The 18,561-nt window shown below is 65.2% G+C and carries 15 protein-coding genes; 6 read left to right on the plus strand and 9 right to left on the minus strand.

Features of this window, described 5'->3' with window-relative positions; all coding sequences use genetic code 11:
• Positions 1–78: 78 nt before the first annotated feature.
• The 3 genes from EN786_RS16640 to EN786_RS16650 are packed head-to-tail and all read right to left on the minus strand — an operon-like array spanning position 79 to position 7,097.
• Positions 79–1,494, minus strand: coding sequence for an MFS transporter (locus tag EN786_RS16640; RefSeq protein ID WP_189340459.1), 1,416 nt, complete (start codon positions 1,492–1,494; stop codon positions 79–81).
• 13 nt (positions 1,495–1,507) lie between these two features.
• The gene (locus EN786_RS16645; protein ID WP_127310068.1) at positions 1,508–2,245 is read right to left on the minus strand and encodes a class I SAM-dependent methyltransferase; all 738 of its coding nucleotides are present in this window, start codon (positions 2,243–2,245) and stop codon (positions 1,508–1,510) included.
• 52 nt (positions 2,246–2,297) lie between these two features.
• Positions 2,298–7,097 carry an NAD-glutamate dehydrogenase gene (locus tag EN786_RS16650; protein ID WP_135908672.1) on the minus strand — a complete coding sequence of 1,600 codons (4,800 nt, stop codon included), beginning with the start codon at positions 7,095–7,097 and terminating at the stop codon, positions 2,298–2,300.
• 140 nt (positions 7,098–7,237) lie between these two features.
• Between EN786_RS16650 and EN786_RS16655 the strand changes: the two genes are divergently transcribed.
• Positions 7,238–7,825, plus strand: a complete 588-nt coding sequence (locus EN786_RS16655) for a peroxidase-related enzyme (RefSeq protein ID WP_127309612.1) — start codon at positions 7,238–7,240, stop codon at positions 7,823–7,825.
• A gap of 195 nt (positions 7,826–8,020) precedes the next feature.
• Complete coding sequence (locus tag EN786_RS16660; RefSeq protein ID WP_127284803.1) at positions 8,021–8,344, plus strand: YciI family protein; 324 nt, start codon at positions 8,021–8,023, stop codon at positions 8,342–8,344.
• A gap of 4 nt (positions 8,345–8,348) precedes the next feature.
• Here EN786_RS16660 and EN786_RS16665 read toward each other — a convergent pair whose 3' ends face one another.
• On the minus strand, positions 8,349–8,963 hold the full coding sequence (locus EN786_RS16665; protein ID WP_127309613.1) for a LysE family translocator: 615 nt from the start codon (positions 8,961–8,963) through the stop codon (positions 8,349–8,351).
• A 417-nt stretch (positions 8,964–9,380) separates the two neighbouring features.
• Between EN786_RS16665 and EN786_RS16670 the strand changes: the two genes are divergently transcribed.
• On the plus strand, positions 9,381–10,007 hold the full coding sequence (locus EN786_RS16670; RefSeq protein WP_127284801.1) for a DUF1062 domain-containing protein: 627 nt from the start codon (positions 9,381–9,383) through the stop codon (positions 10,005–10,007).
• Between the two features lie 57 nt (positions 10,008–10,064).
• On the opposite strand, the gene typA is transcribed toward EN786_RS16670, so the two are convergent.
• The gene (gene typA, locus EN786_RS16675; protein ID WP_127309614.1) at positions 10,065–11,894 is read right to left on the minus strand and encodes a translational GTPase TypA; all 1,830 of its coding nucleotides are present in this window, start codon (positions 11,892–11,894) and stop codon (positions 10,065–10,067) included.
• 201 nt (positions 11,895–12,095) lie between these two features.
• On the opposite strand from typA, the gene EN786_RS16680 reads away from it, so the two are divergent.
• The gene (locus EN786_RS16680; protein ID WP_127309615.1) at positions 12,096–12,374 is read left to right on the plus strand and encodes a hypothetical protein; all 279 of its coding nucleotides are present in this window, start codon (positions 12,096–12,098) and stop codon (positions 12,372–12,374) included.
• A gap of 102 nt (positions 12,375–12,476) precedes the next feature.
• Here EN786_RS16680 and EN786_RS16685 read toward each other — a convergent pair whose 3' ends face one another.
• The gene (locus EN786_RS16685) at positions 12,477–14,051 is read right to left on the minus strand and encodes an alkaline phosphatase (protein WP_127309616.1); all 1,575 of its coding nucleotides are present in this window, start codon (positions 14,049–14,051) and stop codon (positions 12,477–12,479) included.
• Positions 14,052–14,308: 257 nt separating this feature from the next.
• Positions 14,309–15,592: an MFS transporter gene (locus tag EN786_RS16690; protein WP_127309617.1), complete on the minus strand. Its 1,284-nt coding sequence runs from the start codon at positions 15,590–15,592 to the stop codon at positions 14,309–14,311.
• Positions 15,593–15,669: 77 nt separating this feature from the next.
• Here EN786_RS16690 and EN786_RS16695 point away from each other — a divergent pair, with 77 nt between their 5' ends.
• Both EN786_RS16695 and EN786_RS16700 read left to right on the plus strand, forming a co-directional pair.
• Complete coding sequence (locus EN786_RS16695; RefSeq protein WP_127309618.1) at positions 15,670–16,278, plus strand: TetR/AcrR family transcriptional regulator; 609 nt, start codon at positions 15,670–15,672, stop codon at positions 16,276–16,278.
• Between the two features lie 42 nt (positions 16,279–16,320).
• Complete coding sequence (locus EN786_RS16700) at positions 16,321–16,911, plus strand: hypothetical protein (protein ID WP_127309619.1); 591 nt, start codon at positions 16,321–16,323, stop codon at positions 16,909–16,911.
• A 270-nt stretch (positions 16,912–17,181) separates the two neighbouring features.
• On the opposite strand, the gene ppa is transcribed toward EN786_RS16700, so the two are convergent.
• Both ppa and EN786_RS16715 read right to left on the minus strand, forming a co-directional pair.
• Positions 17,182–17,715: an inorganic diphosphatase gene (gene ppa / locus EN786_RS16710; RefSeq protein ID WP_127286597.1), complete on the minus strand. Its 534-nt coding sequence runs from the start codon at positions 17,713–17,715 to the stop codon at positions 17,182–17,184.
• 103 nt (positions 17,716–17,818) lie between these two features.
• The gene (locus EN786_RS16715; protein ID WP_127286598.1) at positions 17,819–18,325 is read right to left on the minus strand and encodes a GNAT family N-acetyltransferase; all 507 of its coding nucleotides are present in this window, start codon (positions 18,323–18,325) and stop codon (positions 17,819–17,821) included.
• Between the last annotated feature and the right edge of the window lie 236 nt (positions 18,326–18,561).

The raw sequence follows: 18,561 nt of genomic DNA on the forward strand, positions 1-18,561 counted from the left end.
GGACATTCAAGTCCGTGAGCACCGGAAGCGCAGAAAACCGCGTCAGGCGGCCAGCGGAGTAGAATTATCGAATGTCTCTCATTCCACCGGCTGGTCCGCCGGATATGGCGTCCTGATCAGGATCGCTATGCCGATGCCGAGGAACAGGATGATGACCGCCATGCCGAGCCGGGCCGAGTCGGTGGCCCAGCTGATCGTCGCCAGCAGGAACGGCGCCAGGAAGCTGGTCGCCCGCCCGGACAGGGCATAGATGCCGAAATAGCGGCCGGATTCGGCGGCGGTGACGCTGCGCGCCATGTAGGAGCGCGACGAGGCCTGCACCGGTCCGAAGGCAAGCCCGATCAACAACCCGTAGAGGATGTAGGCCTTCTCGGCCGCGGTGCCGAACAGGCCGCCGGAATCGATGGTGGAAAGCTGGATCAGGCCGAGCAGCGTGAAACCCGGGCCTGTCGAGACGATGCCGGCGGTGGCCACTGTCAGCATCACCAGCGCGATCATCACCACCGCCTTGGAACCGAGCGCGGTGTCGAGGCGGGCGGCGATCCAGCAGCCGAAGATGGCGACGACATTGAGGATGATGCCGAAGATGCCGATCTCGGTGATCGACCAGCCGAACATCGCCGCCGCGAACACGCCGCCCTGCGTCAGCAGCGCATTGACGCCGTCCTGATAGATCATGCGGGCGACGAGGAAGCGGAAGATGCCGACGCGCTTGCGCGCCTCGGCCAGGGTCGACTTCAGCTCGGACAGACCCTGGCGCACGGCCGGTCCGATCGGGATGCCTTTGGCGGCATCGGGGGTGAAGAAGAACATCGGCAGGATGAACAGGAAATACCAGCCGGCCGACATCGGCCCCGTGGCGCGGGCATCCTCGCCAAGCTTCGGGTCAAGCCCGAGGATCGGGTCGAGGCCGATGATCGTCTTGCCGGTTTCGGGATTGCCGGCCATGAACAGGATGACGAAGATCAACGCGATCATGCCGCCGAGATAGCCCAGCCCCCAGGCGATATTGGAGACGCGGCCGATCTCGCTCTTCGGCACCAGGCGCGGCATCATCGAATCATTGAAAACAGTTGAGAACTCTGCCGCCACCGAGGCCAGCGAGAACAGGGCCACGATCAGGAAGACGTTCGAGCCGGGGGCGGCGAGCCACAGCAGCGTCAGGCTGGTGATCTTGATTGCGGCGAAGCTAGCGATCCACGGCTTGCGCGGCCCGGTCTGGTCGGCGATCGAGCCCAGTATCGGCGACAGCACGGCGATGACCAGTCCCGCGGCGGCGATGCCCCAGGCCCAGGCGGCCTGGCCCATCACCGGATCGCTGACCATGCGCGAGGCGAAGTAAGGCCCGAAGATGAAGGTGGTGACGACGGTGAAGAACGGCTGCGCTGCCCAGTCGAAGAACATCCAGCCCCAGATGCCGCGCCCCGACGCCCGCTGCACTGTCTCTATTGCCGCCATGCTGATTCCCTCGGCCCGCCCCGCGTCGGGCGCCATGTCTGCATGTTTTTCATGACGGTGCAAATGCGGCCGGCTTCCTGCCCGCGACGGCTGTCGCGCAGCCGAAGAAGAAGCGCTTGAACTCGACCTCGAGCCCCTCGGCCCTCAACATTTCCGCCACGGCGGAAGCGTCGCCGAAATTGGTCGAGTAGGTGCCGATCATCGAGAAATCCTGCGCGCCGTTGAGCAAGGTCCTTTCGACAAGCGGCAACACGACCTTCAGGTGGAACAGATAGAGCGGCCTCAACCACCAGCCTTTTGGATCGGATGCTTCGATCATGCAAAAGACGCCGCCGGGCCTGAGGCAGCGCGCGACCAGCCTGGCCAGCTTCGCATGCTGCTCGCTGTTGAAGGTCTTCAATCCGAAGGTGGAGACGATGAAATCGGCGTCTGCGTCGGGCAAATCGCTGGCCAGCACATCGTCTTCGATGAAGGCGATCTTGTGGGCCCTGTGTGTATGCAAACGCTCCATGGCGCGCAGATGCATGCCGGACGAGATATCGACGGCCGTGATCTCGGCGATATCCGGAAAGCGCTTGAGCAGATGCGGCCATACCTCGCCGGTGCCGGCCATCAGGTCGTAGCCCTTCGGTTGCCGTGTTTCTGGCGCAGGCATCAGTTCGACGCATTGCCGGCGCCAACGCTCGGTGAAGCCGAACGAGCACACCCAGCTGAAGGCAATGTATTGACCGGAGCAGCGGTCGAAGACACCTTTGACGAATTGCGCGTCATAGATGTCTTCGCTCACAACAGGGGCGGGACCCTCCTCGGGCCGAACCGGATCCTCGATCTCGCTCAGCCTACATCCCCGTCAGGTCGCTCATCAGCCCGGATGCCACGGAAAGCCGTGACACGGTGATGTCGCCGCCCTCTGTCAGCGCTTGCAGCCGCTCGCGGATGCGCGCGACCCGTTCACCACCGGCTTCCAGCCAGGCCGCCACCGGATCCGCCGCCTTGGCGTGGGCGGTCAGCGCCGCCACCGCGATGCCGCGCCGTGCCGCGCCGATCGTGTCGGTGGCGCGCGAAAGCGCCAGCTGGTCATAGTAATCCGGCGGCGAGATCGCCCGCGCCGCCTCCTCGACGCGCGGGATGCGGAAGGCGTCGCTGACGGCGAAGAAGGCCCTTGCGGCGGCGACGATATCGGCATTGGCGGTGCGCGCTGTCAGCGCGATGTCGGGGATCAGCTCGGCCAGATCGGCCAACGCCAGCTGCCCGGCCAGCCGTTCCGGCGCCCCGCCCTTGAACAGGCTGTGCCGCCGCTCCTCGATCCGCTCGCGCGAGTAGGCCGGCAGCAGCGAGGCGAGCTTCGGCTCCAGCGCCTTGCGCGCCTCCTGCAGTTCGGCGATGCGCTGGCCGAGCGGCGCCGTGCCGGAATCGTTCTTCAGATACCAGCCGCTGGTCATGAAGATAAGCCGGCTAACCGCCTGGTAGAGATCGAGCTGCACCTGGCCGTCGATCTGGCTGTCGAGCGCGTCGATTTCCTTGTAGAGCGCCGGCAGCGCGAAGCCGTCGCGCACCACGGCGAAGGTGCGCACCACATCGGCGGCGGTGCGCCCGGTGGCCTCCTGCAGCCGGTTGACGAAGGACGGACCGCCGCGATTGACGAGGTCGTTGGCGACCACGCGGGCGATGATCTCGCGGCGCAGCCGGTGGCCGTCGATCTCGGCAGCGTATTTCTTCGCCATCCGCTCCGGGAAATAGCCAAGCAGATCGCGCTCGAAATGCGGATCGTCGGGCACGTCGCTGGCGACGATGTCGGAGAACAGCACGATCTTGGCATAGGCGAGCAGCACGCCGAGCTCGGCCCTGGTCAGCGGCTCGCCGCGCGCCTCGCGCTCGGCAAGCGCCGCCGGTGACGGCAGCGTCTCGACGGCGCGGTTGAGCAGGCCGCGCGCCTCCAGCGCCGTCATGAAGCGGCTCTGATGCGCGATGTCGGCCAGCCCGCGCTTGCGCGCGATCGAGAGCGCCAGCGTCTGCTGGTAATTGTTTGACAGCACCAGCCCGCCCACTTCGCCGGTCATCTCCGAGAGCAGTTTGTTGCGCGCCGGCCGGGCCAGCGCGCCCTTGCGCATGGCCGACGCCAGCGCGATCTTGATGTTGACCTCGACGTCGGAGCAGTTGACGCCGGCCGAGTTGTCGATGGCGTCGGAATTGCAGCGCCCGCCATTCATGCCGAATTCGATGCGCGCCCGCTGCGTGACGCCGAGATTGGCGCCCTCGCCGATGACTTTGGCGCGCACGTCGAGCGCGGTGACGCGGATGGCGTCGTTGGCGCGGTCGCCGACGTCGGCATTGGTCTCGTTCGATGCCCTCAGATAGGTGCCGATGCCCCCGAACCACAGAAGGTCGACAGCCGCCTTGAGGATGGCGTTCATGATCTCGACCGGCGTCGCGGTGGTCTTGCCGAGCCCGATCGCGGCCGCGGCGGCGGGCGGCAGCGTGATCGACTTCTGGTTGCGCGAGACGATGACGCCGCCTTCCGACAGTTTCGACTTGTCGTAGTCCTGCCATGAGGAGCGCGGCAGCGCGAACATGCGTTCCCGCTCGGCCATCGACGCCGCCACGTCCGGATCCGGATCGATGAAGATGTCGCGATGGTCGAAGGCCGCGATCAGCCGCGTCTGCGGCGACAACAGCATGCCGTTGCCGAACACGTCGCCCGACATGTCGCCGACGCCGACGACGGTGAAGGGCGAGGTCTGGATGTCGCGGTTCATCTCGCGGAAATGCCGCTTGACCGCTTCCCAGGCGCCCTTGGCGGTGATGCCCATCTTCTTGTGGTCGTAGCCGGCCGAGCCGCCGCTGGCGAAGGCATCGTCCAGCCAGAAGCCGTGCTTCTCGGAAATCGCGTTGGCGGTGTCGGAGAAGGTCGCCGTGCCCTTGTCGGCGGCGACGACGAAATAGGGATCGTCAGGATCGCGCCGCACCACGCCGGCCGGCGGGATGACGCCGTCGATGCCGATATTGTCGGTGATCGACAGCAGGCTGGAGACATAGTTCTTGTACGCCGAGGTGCCGGCCTCGAAGATCGCGTCGCGGCTGCCTCCGACCGGCAGGCGCTTGGGATAGAAGCCGCCCTTGGCGCCGACCGGCACGATGACGGCGTTCTTCACCTGCTGCGCCTTGACCAGGCCGAGCACCTCGGTGCGGTAGTCCTGGGCGCGGTCCGACCAGCGCAGGCCGCCGCGCGCCACCGGGCCGAAGCGCAGATGCACGCCCTCGACCTCGGAACCATAGACGAAGATCTCCCGCCACGGCCGCGGCGCCGGCAGCCCGTCGACCGCCTGCGAATCGAGCTTGATCGCCAGCGACTGGCCCCGCTCTTTCGTTCCGGCAACGAAATGATTGGTGCGCAGCGAGGCTTCGATCAAATTGAGGTAGCGGCGGATGATGGTGTCGTCATCGATGTTCGGCACCTCCTCCAGCGCGTCCTTGATCTTTGCCTTGAGGTGCTTGGCCGCCACCGCGCCTTCGGTTTCGGCCGTCGGCCCGAGGCGGGCGACGAACAGCGCATGCAGGCCGCGCGCGATGTCGGGATAGCGGTTGAGCGCGGCGGCGATGAAGTCCTGGCTTTGCGGAATGCCGGCTTGCTGCAGATAGCGGCCATAGGCGCGCAGGATGGTGACCTCGCCGGACCACAGGCCGGCGGTCTGGGCGAGACCGTTGTAACCGTCATTGTCGACATCGCCGCGCCACACCGACAGAAACGCGTCCTCGAACAGCGCCCCGCCGTCCGTGAGGTCGATCGGCTTGCCGTAGCTGTTCTCCAGCTCCATGTCGTGAATGAAGACCATGCCCGACGGATCGTCGCCGACCTCGAAGGTCCGCTCGCTGATGACGCGAAAGCCGATGTTCTCCAGCACCGGCACGCGCCGCGACAGCGCCACCGGGCTGCCATGGTGATAGATCTTCAGGGCCGCCTGGTGCGGCTTCTGGTCGGCATGGCGATAGTAGTCGATGGCGATCGGATTGGCGGCGTCGATCCTGGCGATCCGCCCGGCATCGGCCAGCGCCACCGCCGGCGAGAAGGAATCGCGATAGCTTTCCGAAAAGCGCGCGGCGATTGCGGTCAGCGCTCTGTCCGTGCCGGTTTCGGCCGCGGTCTCGCGCAGCGCATCGTCCCAGGTCCGCACGATGTCGCGGATCGCCGCCTCGATCGCCGCCTGTTCGACCTTCGGCGTCTTGCCGCCGGAGCGGCCGATGATGAAATGGACGCGCGCCAGCCCGCCTTCCGGGAAGGCGGGGTAGTAGGCCGACAGCCGCCCTTCGAACACGGTCTTGAGATAGGTGCCGATCTTCTCGCGCGCGACGCTGTCGTAGCGGTCGCGCGGCACGAAGACCAGGATCGAGACGAAGCGGTCGAACTGGTCGGCGCGCACCAGCGCCCTGACGCGCGGCCGCTCGATCAGGCCGAGAATGGCCTCGGCATGCTTGCGCAGGATCGGCACCGGCACCTGGAACAGCTCATCGCGCGGATAGCTTTCCAGCACGTTGATCAGCGCCTTGCCGGAATGGTCGCTTGGGTTGAAGCCGGACTTGGTGATGACGGTTTCGGCCTTGGAGCGCAGATAGGGGATCTTCATCACCGAGCGCGTGTAGGCGGTCGAGGTAAACAGGCCGACGATGCGCAATTCGCCGAGCAGCGTGCCCTTGGCGGTGTAGGTCTTGACGCCGATGTAATCGAGATAGATGCGGCGGTGCACCGACGATTTGGCGTTTGCCTTGGTGACGATCAGCGGCTCCGGACCGTGCAGGAAGGCGCGGATCTCGGGCGTCGTCGTCACCGCTTCCGTGCCGCGCCTCAGCACCAGCACGTCGGGATCGGACAGGATGCCGAGGCCGGGCTTGTCGGCGCGCTCCAGCGTGCCGCTCTTTTCGCCGCCGGAGTATTTGAACTCGCGCATGCCGAGGAAGGTGAAATTGTCGTCGCGCAGCCATTCGAGGAAGGCGATCGCCTCGGTGACGTGCGCCTTGTCGAGCGGCACCGGCGCGTAGCGGAATTCCGAGATCGCCTGGTCGAGGCGGGCGAGCATCGGCTTCCAGTCGGTGACGGCGGCGCGCACCTGGACCAGCAGCTTCCTCAAGCGCCCGGCCAGCGCTTCGGCCTGGTCGGCGGACAGCCGGCCGATATGGACATGCACGACGCTCAGCCGGTCGTGGCTGCCGTCGCCCTTGGCGAAACCGCCATCGCCGAGGATTTCCTCGACGCCAGCCTTGCCATGCCTGACGGTGACGACCGGATGTGTGACCAGCAGCGGCTCGCCGGCGCTCTCGGTGATCTCGCCCAGGATGGAATCGAACAGGAACGGCATGTTGTCGTTGACGACGGTGACCACCGTCACCGGCCGGCCCTGGCGCGCCACGCCGGAATCGACGTCGATCGCGACGATGCAGTCGCCCTTCTTGTGCCTGGCGACGGCTCGCCCGGCAAGATCGGCGGCACGCTCGAGATCGGCAACCTCGTAGGCGGCGACGTCCTCGGCCGGCGCGCGGGCAAGAAGATAGTCGGCAAGCCGACCCGGTCTTTCGCCTCCCTTCGCCGCGCCTCCCTTTGCTGGAACCGTCTTCTTCGGCTGGCTTGCGGTTTTGAGGCTGGCCATGATGTGAAGTCCCTCCCGTCACATGCTTTTGCGATTATGGTAGCAGATGACCGCCGTTTGGCGACAAAGGTTTGACGGCTTGCAAAGATTCTTCGGAATTTTGATCGCAAGTCGGCAGCGAATGAGAAGGACGAAGCCCAATGAGTGCAAGCAAGACCGCCAAAACGACCGGCAAGATCACCGCGCTCGACCTCGCCCAGGCCGAACTCAGCGAGGCGACGAAAGCCTATTTCGCCAAATGCGAGGAAAAGCTCGGCCTCGTCCCCAACGTGCTCAAGGCCTACGCCTTCGACGAGAAGAAGCTGCGCGCCTTCACCGACATGTACAACGACCTGATGCTGGGCGAGTCCGGCCTGTCGAAACTGGAGCGCGAGATGATTGCCGTCGTCGTCTCCTCGATCAACCATTGCTACTATTGCCTGGCCGCGCATGGCGCCGCGGTGCGCCAGCTTTCCGGCGACCCTTCCCTCGGCGAGATGATGGCGATGAATTTCCGCGCCGCCGACCTTTCACCCAGGCAGACCGCGATGCTCGAATTCGCCGTCAAGCTGACGGAGGAGCCGGCGAAGATCATCGAGGGCGACCGCGCCGCCTTGCGCACGGCAGGCTTTTCCGACCGCGACATCTGGGACATCGCCTCGACCGCCGCCTTCTTCAACATGTCGAACCGGGTGGCGGCCGCGATAGACATGCGCCCGAACGACGAATACCACGCAATGGCACGCTAGGCGGCGGCACTATTTTAGATATCGCGCATTCTCATTGCTTCTCCGCCGTTTTGGTCCGATGATCAACGATTGCGGCATCGCCGCATATCAAGGATTGCGGCATCGCCGCATATCAACACGATTGCGGCTGAGCCGCATATCGCCAAGCGGCATGGCCGCATGCCGGTTCGATGCCGCCGATCAAGGGAGGAGAACATGGCGAAGTTTCTCTATGTCTATCATGGCTCCGGCAAGATGCCGACCGACGAGGTTGAGCGGAAGGCGGCCATGGATGCGTGGACCGGCTGGTACGACAAGCTCGGCCCGGCCGTGGTCGACGGCGGCAATCCGGTCGGCATGTCGAAGACGGTGCTGGCGAGCGGCAAGGTCGAGAACAATGGCGGCAGCAATCCGACCGCCGGCTACACCATCGTCGAAGCCAGGGATATCGACGACGCCGTCGCCAAGGCCAAGGCTTGCCCGATCCTGATGGACCCGGCCTTCACCGTCGAGATCGCGCCGATCATCGAGATGATGTAGCCGTTCAGGAACGGGCCGCGATCGCGGCGGCGGCGCCTGCCATGGTGGCGGCGCTGACGCGGTTGGCGATCTTCATCGCCCGCCTGCTTTTGAGCAGCTTGCGGGCCTGCGCGGCGGCGAGCACCCAGGCAAAATCGATGGCGACCAGGACCACCGCCATGGTCGCCGTCAGCTCCATCCAGCCGACGACGCTGACCGAGGCAAGATCGATGATGGTCGGCAGCAGTGCCAGATAGAACATCATGATCTTGGGGTTGCCCAGTGTCACCGCCATGCCGGCGAAGAACAGTTTTGCCGGCGAATCCTCGCGCGGCATCTCGCCTTCCTTCGCCTCGACGGGCGCGGTCCACATCTTCCACGCCAGATAGGCGAGATAGGCGACGCCCGCCCATTTCACTGCGACGAAGGCGAGATGAAAGGTCTGCGCCACCACGGCCAGCCCGAACACCGCCAGCGACAGCCAGATGCCCTCGCCGATCCACATGGCGAGCAGGAACGGGAACACGTCGCGAAAACCCTTCGAGATCACCCTCGCGACAAGGGCGGCGATCGACGGGCCGGGCGAGCCGGCGGCGACGAAAAGCGCGGCGGCGAAGATCAGCAGCGAGGTGAGATGCATTGCCAAAATCTCCGATCTGAGGTTTGGCTGCCAATCTAGCCAGCAACGGCAGCTTTGGCAAAGAACAGGCAATCGCTTCGGTCGCGGCGGCGCCGATCTCGACAATTGCCGTCTTGCCGTTCCCGTCGGCCACGGCTAGAAGAGCCGCCCCGACAATCGTTTCGAGCTTCACTTTGCCTCAGTAACCGCCGGTCTCGTCAACTCTCCTGAAAACACAGGGCGCTGCGGTTGCGGCGTCCCGATCATTTCATGTGTTCCTCAGGCGGCGGTTCGAGACCGGTTTGGCATTGCTGAACCTGTCGCGCGCCGCGCGACGCCTGATTTCCTTAAAGCCGCAGCTCTCCAGCCACGCCGTGCCCGCCCGGGCAACTCGACATCGCCGACCTGGCGAACTTCCCGACGGGAAGGGCTTTCGGCATGTCTGGACTCTTGCGTATCCGCTGGGCGATCGCGCCCGAGATCGCGCCTCGACCTCTCATCACCTGCAATCGCTGCGGCGGCCTCAGGCCATATCGATCGAGCGACAAATTCCGCGTCAACGCCAACGGCAAGCGCATCGACGCCTGGCTGATCTACCGCTGCGTCGACTGCGACAATTCCTGGAATTTCGCCATCTTCGAGCGCCGCAACCGCCGCGACATCGAGCCGGCGCTGCTCGCGGCGCTCGAAAGCAACGATCCGGATCTGGCCCGGCGTCATGCCTTCGATGCCGCCGTACTGAGGAGCCACGCCGGACGCATCGAGGAGTTCCCAGATGTCGCCGTCGAAAGGCATGTGCTGGAACGCCGGCCGGAACATACGACCGTGCTGGAGCTGCGGCTCACTCTGGAAATGCCTGTGCCCTTGCGGCTCGACCGGTTGATGGCCGGCGAACTCGGCGTCTCGCGCTCGCGGCTTCAGGCCTGGGAGGAGCGGCGGCAGCTTTGCGTCGAGCTTGATGGCGCCAAGGCGCTGCGCAGGCCGCCGCGCGACGGCATGGCGATCCGCATCGATCTGAGCGACGAACCGGATTGCGACGCCATTGTCACCGCTGCCGGCGCGTGAAATGAGGAAGGGAGGGAGCAGTGCTCCCTCCCTCGATGACTGCTCCGGGCGAAAACCTTACGCCGCGCCGACCGCCTTGGCCGACTTCTCGAAGCGCTTGCGCTCGTTCGGGTCGAGATAAAGCTTGCGCAGCCGGATCGTCTTCGGCGTCACCTCGACCAGCTCGTCGTCCTGGATCCAGGCCAGCGCGCGCTCCAGCGTCATGCGGATCGGCGGCGTCAGCTTCACCGCCTCGTCCTTGCCGGCGGCGCGGATGTTGGTGAGCTTCTTGCCCTTCAGCACATTGACCTCGAGGTCGTTGTCTCTGGAGTGGATGCCGATGATCATGCCCTGGTAGACCTTGACGCCCGGATCGATGACCATCGGGCCGCGATCCTCCAGGTTCCACATCGCATAGGCGACCGACTCGCCCTGCTCGTTGGAGATCAGCACGCCGTTGGTGCGGCCGGGCAATTCGCCCTTGTAGGGCTCGTAGGCATGGAACAGCCGGTTCATCACCGCGGTGCCGCGCGTGTCGGTCAACAGTTCCGACTGGTAGCCGATCAGGCCGCGCGTCGGCGCGTGGAAGACCAGGCGCTGGCGGTTGCCGCCGGAGGGTCGCAATTCGACCATCTCGGCCTTGCGCTCCGACATCTTCTGCACGACGACGCCGGCATGCTCCTCGTCGACGTCGATGACGACTTCCTCGACCGGCTCCAGCAATTCGCCGTTCTCGCCCTTCTGCATGACGACGCGCGGACGCGACACGGCGATCTCGAAGCCTTCGCGGCGCATCGTCTCGATCAGCACCGCGAGCTGCAATTCGCCACGGCCGGAGACGAAGAAGGAATCCTTTTCCGGCGATTCCTCGATCTTCAGCGCGACATTGCCTTCGGCCTCGCGCAGCAGGCGGTCGCGGATGACGCGGCTGGTCACCTTGTCGCCTTCCGTGCCGGCGAGCGGGCTGTCGTTGACGAGGAAGGACATCGTCACCGTCGGCGGATCGATCGGCTGCGCGTGCAGCGGCTCGGTCACCGTCGGGTCGCAGAACGTGTCGGCGACGGTGCCCTTCGACAGGCCGGCGATGGCGACGATGTCGCCCGCCTGGGCTTCGTCGATCGGCTGGCGCTCGAGGCCGCGGAAAGCGAGGATTTTGGAGACGCGGCCGGTCTCGATCTGGGTGCCGTCATGGTGCAGCACCTTGACCGCCTGGTTGGCCTTCAGCGAGCCCGACTCGATGCGGCCGGTGATGATGCGGCCGAGGAAGGGATTGGCTTCCAGGATGGTGCCGATCATGCGGAACGGGCCGGGATGCACGGTCGGCGCCGGCACATGCTTGACGACGAGGTCGAACAGCGGCGCCAGCTGCTGGTCCTTCGGGCCTTCTGGATTTTCCGAAACCCAGCCGTCGCGGCCCGAGCCGTAGAGGATCGGGAAGTCGAGCTGCTCGTCGGTGGCGTCGAGCGCGGCGAAGAGATCGAACACCTCGTTGACCACCTCGACATGGCGCGCGTCCGGGCGGTCGATCTTGTTGATGACGACGATCGGCTTCAGGCCGACCTTGAGCGCCTTGCCGACGACGAACTTGGTCTGCGGCATCGGCCCTTCGGCGGCATCGACCAGCACGATCGCCGAATCCACCATCGACAGGATGCGCTCGACCTCGCCGCCGAAATCGGCGTGGCCGGGCGTGTCGACGATGTTGATGCGGGTGCCGTGCCAGTCGACCGAGGTCGCCTTGGCCAGGATGGTGATGCCGCGTTCCTTTTCGAGGTCGTTGGAATCCATGGCGCGCTCGGCGACGCGCTGGTTGTCGCGGAAGGCGCCGGACTGTTTCAGGAGCTGGTCGACGAGGGTGGTTTTTCCATGGTCGACGTGCGCGATGATCGCGATATTGCGGAGGTTCATGTGTCTGGTCTCGGGAGCGTTGCAGGCAGCAGGCCCAGAGGCGCCGCCTTTTTCGGTTGCGCGGCTCATACAGGGTTTTTCGCAATTGCGAAAGGGGAGGCTCGTACCCAAATATGTGGTTACCAATTCTTAAGCGTCTTTGCGTCAAATGTATCAATTCACCAGGGCGGAACCTTTCGGGGTCCGGGCAGTTCGACTCCCATGACCGATTCTTTCATCAGATTGCGTCCGATCCTGGCCTGGGCAGCACTTACCGTGCTGCTGGCGGTGGGCGCCGCGCAGTCGGCCGCGACACTCAAGGGAAATCCCGCTCTGCCCCCCGACACGCAGACGGCGGAGCAGATGTTCGCCGACGCCCCCGATGGCGTCGACCCCGTCGTGACCGGCCCCGTCAGCGCCGCCTTCAAGCAGCGGCAGCAGGACGCCGGCTGCGACAGCGCCGTGTGGCCGAAGATTCCCGCGACTTGCTATCCGGACTGACGACCACCGGTCGCGGCGGTCGTCCTCCTAGAGACTGTTTCGAAATTCGCTCCGGCGAGTCAGAAACCGCCAGGAGATGGCCGCCGGATTTCCAACAGTCTCCTAAGCCGAGCGCACCGGGTCGAGCGTCACCTTGTAGAGCTCGTTGTCGTCGCGATCCATCAGCCGCACCGTCAGCTGTTCGGTAGCGCCTGAAATGTCGACCAGGCCGAAGAACTGCAGGCCGGCCGACGGCGGCAGGTTCTGGCCCTGCTCGGCGGTCGGCGCCTTGATGAACTTCAGCTCCGGGCCGAAGGTCATGTCGAAATCGTTGGGACCGAACGTGCCGGCATGGATCGGGCCGGAGACGAATTCCCAGAACGGATTGAAATCCTGGAACTGCGCCTTTTCGGGATTGTAGTAATGCGCGGCCGTGTAGTGGACGTCGGCGGTCAGCCACACCGTGTTGCTGATGCCGGCGTTCTTGATGTAGCGCAGCAGGTCGGCGATCTCGAGCTCGCGTCCCCTGGGCAGGCCGTTGTCGCCATTGCTGACGGCCTCGCCGCCCACCTTCTTGGTGCCGTCGTTCCACACCACCAGCCCAAGCGGCATGTCGGCGGCAATGATCTTCCAGGTCGCCCTGGAATTCGCGAGTTCCCGCTTCAGCCATTTGGTCTGCTGCTCGCCCAGCATGCGCGATTCCGGCGTCATCGTGTCCTGCATGTCCGGGCCGTTCGGGCCGCGATAGGAGCGCATGTCGAGGAAGAACACGTCGAGCAGCGGCCCATAGGCTATTTTGCGATAGACGCGGCCGGGCTCGGCCGGCTCGTAGCGGATCGTCGTCATCTCGTGGAAGGCGCGCGCCGCGCGTGCCGCCAGCACATGGATGGATTTCTCCGAGTAGCGGTCGTCGCTGCCGAGATCCTTGGAATCCGACCAGTTGTTGACCACCTCGTGGTCGTCCCACTGGTAGAAGGTCGGGCAGATGGCGGAGAGGGCGAGCACATTCCTGTCCATCATGTTGTATTTCCACTGCGCCCGATATTCGTCGAGCGTCTGCGCCACCTTGCGCTTCTCGTCGATCAGCACGGCGTTCTTCCACTTGCCGCCGCCGGGCAGGTCGACCTCGTCCTTCATCACGCCATCGGCATAGATCGTGTCGCCGGAATGCAAGAAGAAATCCGGCGTGTGCTTGCCGATGGTGGCGTAGGTCTTCATGCCGGTCTCGTCGATGCCCCAGCCCTGGCCGGCGGTATCGCCCGACCAGGCGAAGCGGATGTCGCGCTTGGAGGCCGGCGCGGTGCGGAAGCGGCCGACGATCGGCTCGGAAACGGCGTTGATGTCGGCGAGGTCGGCCGCGGTCATGCGATAGAAGATGTCCTGGTCGGCGGCGAGATCGGTGAGCAGCCGCTTCACCGTGTAGTCGCTGGCCGGCGACGTATCGAGCGGCGCGAGCCTGGTGGCGTTGGCGAAGCTCTCCGTCGACGACACTTCGAACATCACGCGCGCCGGACGGTCCGTGCGCGTCCACACCATGCCGCTTGAGGCGTCGACGTCGCCGGACTGGACGCCATGGGTGAAGGCAGGCCGCTGGCTGGCGCGCGAATAATAGGGCAGCGCGAGGCCCGAGGCGCCGACCAGGCCGAATGCGCTCGCCGAGGTGACGAAGGCGCGGCGGGTCATCGAGATCTTGTTCATGGCTGTCTCCTGGATGGCGTTTAACGTCGCCCCCAAGCTCCCGCCTCAATGTTTCAGGCGCATCTCGGAACCATGAAGTTTTGATAACAATGAACAGGCCTTCCCTTCTTCCCTTGTGGGAGAAGGTGGATCGGCGCGCAGCGCCGAAACGGATGAGGGGTGCGCGACTGAGTGAGACGGTGGCGTTCCCTGGAGCACCCCTCATCCGTCGCCTTCGCCGACACCTTCTCCCACAAGGGAGAAGGAAAAGTCGCGCCCTACGCCGCCTGCGGCTCCGGCTCGAACGCCGGCCTGCTCGTGTTGATCAAGAGCGAGATACAGGCCGCCGCGATTGCTGTCATGCCGGCGATCATGAAGGCCAGCTCGTAATTGCCCTGCAGCTCGCGCATCGTACCGCCGAAGGCGGCGGCGGCCGCAGCACCCACCTGGTGGCCGGCGACGATCCAGCCGAAGACGATCGGGCCGCTGCGGTCGCCGAAGGCCTCGTTGGCGAGCCTCAGGGTCGGCGGCACGGTGGCGATCCAGTCGAGCCCGTAGAGCACGGCAAAGATGATCAGGCTGACCGCCGAGAAGCCGGAATAGGGCAAGTAGATCAGCGACAGGCCGCGGACGGCATAGTAGACGCCGAGCAGCTTGCGCGGGTCGAAACGGTCGGTGAGCCAGCCGGACAGCGTCGTGCCGATCAGGTCGAAGATGCCCATCATCGACAACAGGCCGGCCGCCTGCACCTCGCCGATGCCCATGTCGCCGCAGAAGGCGATGAGATGCGTGCCGACCAGCCCGTTGGTGGTGAAGCCGCAGACGAAGAAGGTGGCGAACAGGTACCAGAACACCCGCGTGCCGGCGGCGCGGCGCAACGTGCCGAGCGTATGCGCCAGGAAATTGCCCTGCGAGGCCGGCGACACCGGCGGCACGTCGTTCGGCTCGGCGCCATAGCGCACCTGGCCGATCGAGGCTGGACGCTCCGGCACCAGCAGCCACACCACCGGCACCAGCGCCGCGGTGGCGATCGCGATGGCGATGGCGACCGGCTTCCAGCCACCCGCCTGCGCCAGCGAGGCGAGCAACGGCAGGAAGACAAGCAGGCCGGTGGCGCTCGAAGCCGACATCAGGCCCATCACCAGGCCGCGATTGGTCTTGAACCAGCGATTGACGATGGTGGCGCCGAGCACGGTGGCGACCGCGCCCGAGCCGATGCCGGAGAACACGCCCCAGGTGATCAGCAGATGCCACGGCTTGGTCATCAGCAGGCTGAGCGCCGTCGAGCCCGACATCACCAGCAGTGAGATAAGCACCGTGCGGCGCAGCCCGATCCGCTCCATCAGCGCGGCGGCGAACGGCCCGGTCAGGCCATAGAGGAAGATGCCGATCGCGGCCGCCAGCGAGACGACGTCGCGCCGCCAGCCGAAGCTCTCCTCCAGCGGCAGCATCATGACCGACGGCGCCGAGCGAAGCCCGGCCGCGATCAGCAGGCAGAGAAAGATGACGCCGACCACGACGAAAGCGTAGCGCTGGCCAAACGGACGAGACTGAGCTATCATGTTACTGACCGGTACGTTGCAATTGGATGGCGCTATGAATACGTACCGGTCAGTAACATTGTCAAGCGAGTCGTTGCATGCCACCGGACAAAAAAATTGAAGCGTCCATCAGCACGGCTCACGCCCCGAAGGCGGCCGACAAGATCCTCGACGTGGCGCGCGACCTGTTCTATCGCGAGGGCATCCGCGCGATCGGCGTCGACGAGATCGTCAAGCGCGCCGGCGTCACCAAGCCCAGCCTCTACCGCAGCTTTCCCTCGAAGGACGAGCTCGCCGCCTCCTATCTGCGCAAATACGACCTCGAATTCTGGGAACGCTTCGACGAGGCGGTGGCTGCGCATCCGGGCGACCCGCGCGCGCAGATCGTGGCTTTCCTGACCCGCGTCGGCAAACGCACGCAAAAGCCCGACTATCGCGGCTGCGGCATGACCAATGCGGCGGTGGAATATCCCGACCATAGCCATCCGGCACGCGTGGTCAGCGAGGCCAACAAGCAGGAACTGCGCCGCCGCCTGCGCGCCATGGCGAGCGCGATGGGCGCCGCCGATGCCGACACGCTGGGCGACGGCCTGCTGCTGCTGATCGAGGGCGCCTATATCAGCGGCCAGCTGTTCGGCCGCGGCGGACCGGCGGCGTCGGTCGCCCGCAACGCCGACTTGCTGATCGAGGCGAGCTTGAAGAAATAGCGATTGGCGGTACGCTGCGGCACCTCACCGGAGTTGTCCGCCATGCGCGCTGTTCTGATCCCGCTTGTCCTTGCCGGTCTCTGCCAGGGGGCCCATGCCGGCGACATATCCAGCGCCTACACCGATCTCGACTGGGAGAAGGACTGCGTGACCTATGCGCAGGCTGCCGAGGGCGAGGGCGATTGGGCGAGCCTCGCCTGCTCAGGCTATCGCGGCTATCCGGTGCTGATCGGCTACGACGACGCCCGCGAATCGCTGTTCTATGGGTTCCCGTCGAGCGACATGACCTCGGTCTGGGAAAGCTTCTCCGGTCTCAACACGGCCGGGCTCAAGGTCGAATGGCGCATCGAGACCAATGGCGACGTCGCCATTCCATTCGCCGTCATCCACCGCCGCGAGGTCAGCAAGCCCGACGGCGAGGACAAGCCGATCCAGGTCCTGGTCGTCGCCAAGGTCGCCCAGCCGGACACCCAGCAGGGCTGCACGATCGGCCTGGTGCTGGCCACCGGCAATCCGCAGGCCAACGACCAGGCGCGCAAGCTCGCCGACGAGAAGGCGAAAGGCTTCGCCTGCGGCAAGGACAAGCGCGTGCTGATCGGCAACCCGCCTGACTTTGGCCGCGTGGATAACTGACTTATTACGTCTCGGGGACGACCGCATGAGGAGGGCCGTTCCATCGCAGATAGGCGCTGCCGCCCATTGCCCTGCCGGGCATTTCTCCCCGTATAGTGACCGGGAGAAAGGTGCTCTGATCGATGATTTCGCCAATCGACAACGCCGCCAAACGAACGTCGAGGCTGCGGCAATCTCCCTTCTCCCCGTCACTATACGGGGAGAAGGTGCCGGCAGGCGGATGAGGGGCGGCGCCGACGCTTAGCGGTTTGCGCACATCCCCAGCATATCCTACTTCGCCGCCTTCGCCCGTTCGATCGCGTCGACGATCATCTTCTTGGCGTATTTGGAATCGTGCCAGCCCTCGATCTTGACCCACTTGCCGGGCTCGAGATCCTTGTAGTGCTCGAAGAAGTGCTGCACCTGATCACGCGTGATCTCGGGCAGGTGCGTGTATTCGGTGACGTTCTCGTAGCGCAGCGTCAGCTTGGGCGACGGCACCGCGATCACCTTCTCGTCCTGGCCGGCATTGTCTTCCATGATCAGCACGCCGATCGGCCGCACGTTGATGACGCAGCCCGGCACCAGAGCGCGCGTGTTGCAGACCAGCACGTCGATCGGATCGCCGTCGCCCGACAGCGTGTGCGGCACGAAGCCGTAATTGCCGGGATAGCGCATGGAGGTGTGCAGGAAGCGGTCGACGAACAGCGTGCCGGCCTCCTTGTCCATCTCGTATTTGATCGGCTCGCCGCCGATCGGCACCTCGATGATGACGTTGACGTCTTCCGGCGGGTTCTTCCCGGTGGCAATCGCTTCGATGCGCATGGCTCAAATCCCTCTCTCGATTTGTCAGACCGATAGCGGCGGAAGCGTCATGGTGCAATGCGGCGAATCGTGCGGGGACAATAACGACGCCGGAACGCGGCATTCATTCCCAGACGAAGGCGACCTTCTTCAGCGCCTTTTGCTCGAAGATCTCGACGCCTTCAGCGATGTCGCGGCCGCCGGCGCCGGCATAGAAGGCAAGCGCGTTCTGGTTGTCCTCGAGCGCCCACACGACCATACCTTTCAGCCCGTGATCGGCGAGCCGCGCGCGCGCCGCCCTGAACAGCCGGCTGCCGAGCCCGATCCCCTGGTATTCCGGGCGCAGGTAAAGCTCATAGATTTCGCCCTGCTGCCTGAGCTCGCGGGCGCGGTTCTTGCCGATCGTGGCGTAGCCGGCGATCGTGCCGCCGATCTCGACCACCAGCACGGTGGCGGCACGGCGAATCGCATTCGCCCACCAGTCGGGGCCGCGGCGGTTGATCATCGAGGTCAGCGTGCGATGCGGGATAATGCCTGAATAGGCGCCGCGCCAGGCCTCCTGGTGCACGTCGGCGATCGCGCCGGCATCGCGCGGCTCGGCTTTCCTGATATCGATGATCAGCGTGTTCATGATTGCTTAACCATAAACCCGCATCGCCCGATTGCAAAGAGTCCGGCCAGCCACTCCCATCCTTTCGCACAGGCGGATGATACGCCGACGAGGAGGGCAGAGCCTGGCTGGAAACGCGCTCTGCCGAAGGCGGGTGGCGTGGTTTTCGAGAATCGAAGCGCAGCGGACTTTCTGGTCCGTGAGCATCGGAAGCGCAGAAAACCGCGTCAGGCGTCCGGCAGAGCAGCGTTTACAGG

The organism is Mesorhizobium sp. M4B.F.Ca.ET.143.01.1.1 (genome assembly GCF_004792275.1).
GTDB lineage: Bacteria > Pseudomonadota > Alphaproteobacteria > Rhizobiales > Rhizobiaceae > Mesorhizobium > Mesorhizobium abyssinicae.

Coding starts and splice junctions, on each gene's coding strand:
- EN786_RS16640 (WP_189340459.1), bottom strand. CDS start 1,494: ATGGCGCCCGACGCGGGGCGGGCCGAGGGAATCAGCATGGCGGCAATA.
- EN786_RS16650 (WP_135908672.1), bottom strand. CDS start 7,097: ATGGCCAGCCTCAAAACCGCAAGCCAGCCGAAGAAGACGGTTCCAGCA.
- EN786_RS16655 (WP_127309612.1), top strand. CDS start 7,238: ATGAGTGCAAGCAAGACCGCCAAAACGACCGGCAAGATCACCGCGCTC.
- EN786_RS16660 (WP_127284803.1), top strand. CDS start 8,021: ATGGCGAAGTTTCTCTATGTCTATCATGGCTCCGGCAAGATGCCGACC.
- EN786_RS16665 (WP_127309613.1), bottom strand. CDS start 8,963: ATGCATCTCACCTCGCTGCTGATCTTCGCCGCCGCGCTTTTCGTCGCC.
- EN786_RS16670 (WP_127284801.1), top strand. CDS start 9,381: ATGTCTGGACTCTTGCGTATCCGCTGGGCGATCGCGCCCGAGATCGCG.
- typA (WP_127309614.1), bottom strand. CDS start 11,894: ATGAACCTCCGCAATATCGCGATCATCGCGCACGTCGACCATGGAAAA.
- EN786_RS16680 (WP_127309615.1), top strand. CDS start 12,096: ATGACCGATTCTTTCATCAGATTGCGTCCGATCCTGGCCTGGGCAGCA.
- EN786_RS16685 (WP_127309616.1), bottom strand. CDS start 14,051: ATGAACAAGATCTCGATGACCCGCCGCGCCTTCGTCACCTCGGCGAGC.
- EN786_RS16690 (WP_127309617.1), bottom strand. CDS start 15,592: ATGATAGCTCAGTCTCGTCCGTTTGGCCAGCGCTACGCTTTCGTCGTG.
- EN786_RS16695 (WP_127309618.1), top strand. CDS start 15,670: ATGCCACCGGACAAAAAAATTGAAGCGTCCATCAGCACGGCTCACGCC.
- EN786_RS16700 (WP_127309619.1), top strand. CDS start 16,321: ATGCGCGCTGTTCTGATCCCGCTTGTCCTTGCCGGTCTCTGCCAGGGG.
- ppa (WP_127286597.1), bottom strand. CDS start 17,715: ATGCGCATCGAAGCGATTGCCACCGGGAAGAACCCGCCGGAAGACGTC.
- EN786_RS16715 (WP_127286598.1), bottom strand. CDS start 18,325: ATGAACACGCTGATCATCGATATCAGGAAAGCCGAGCCGCGCGATGCC.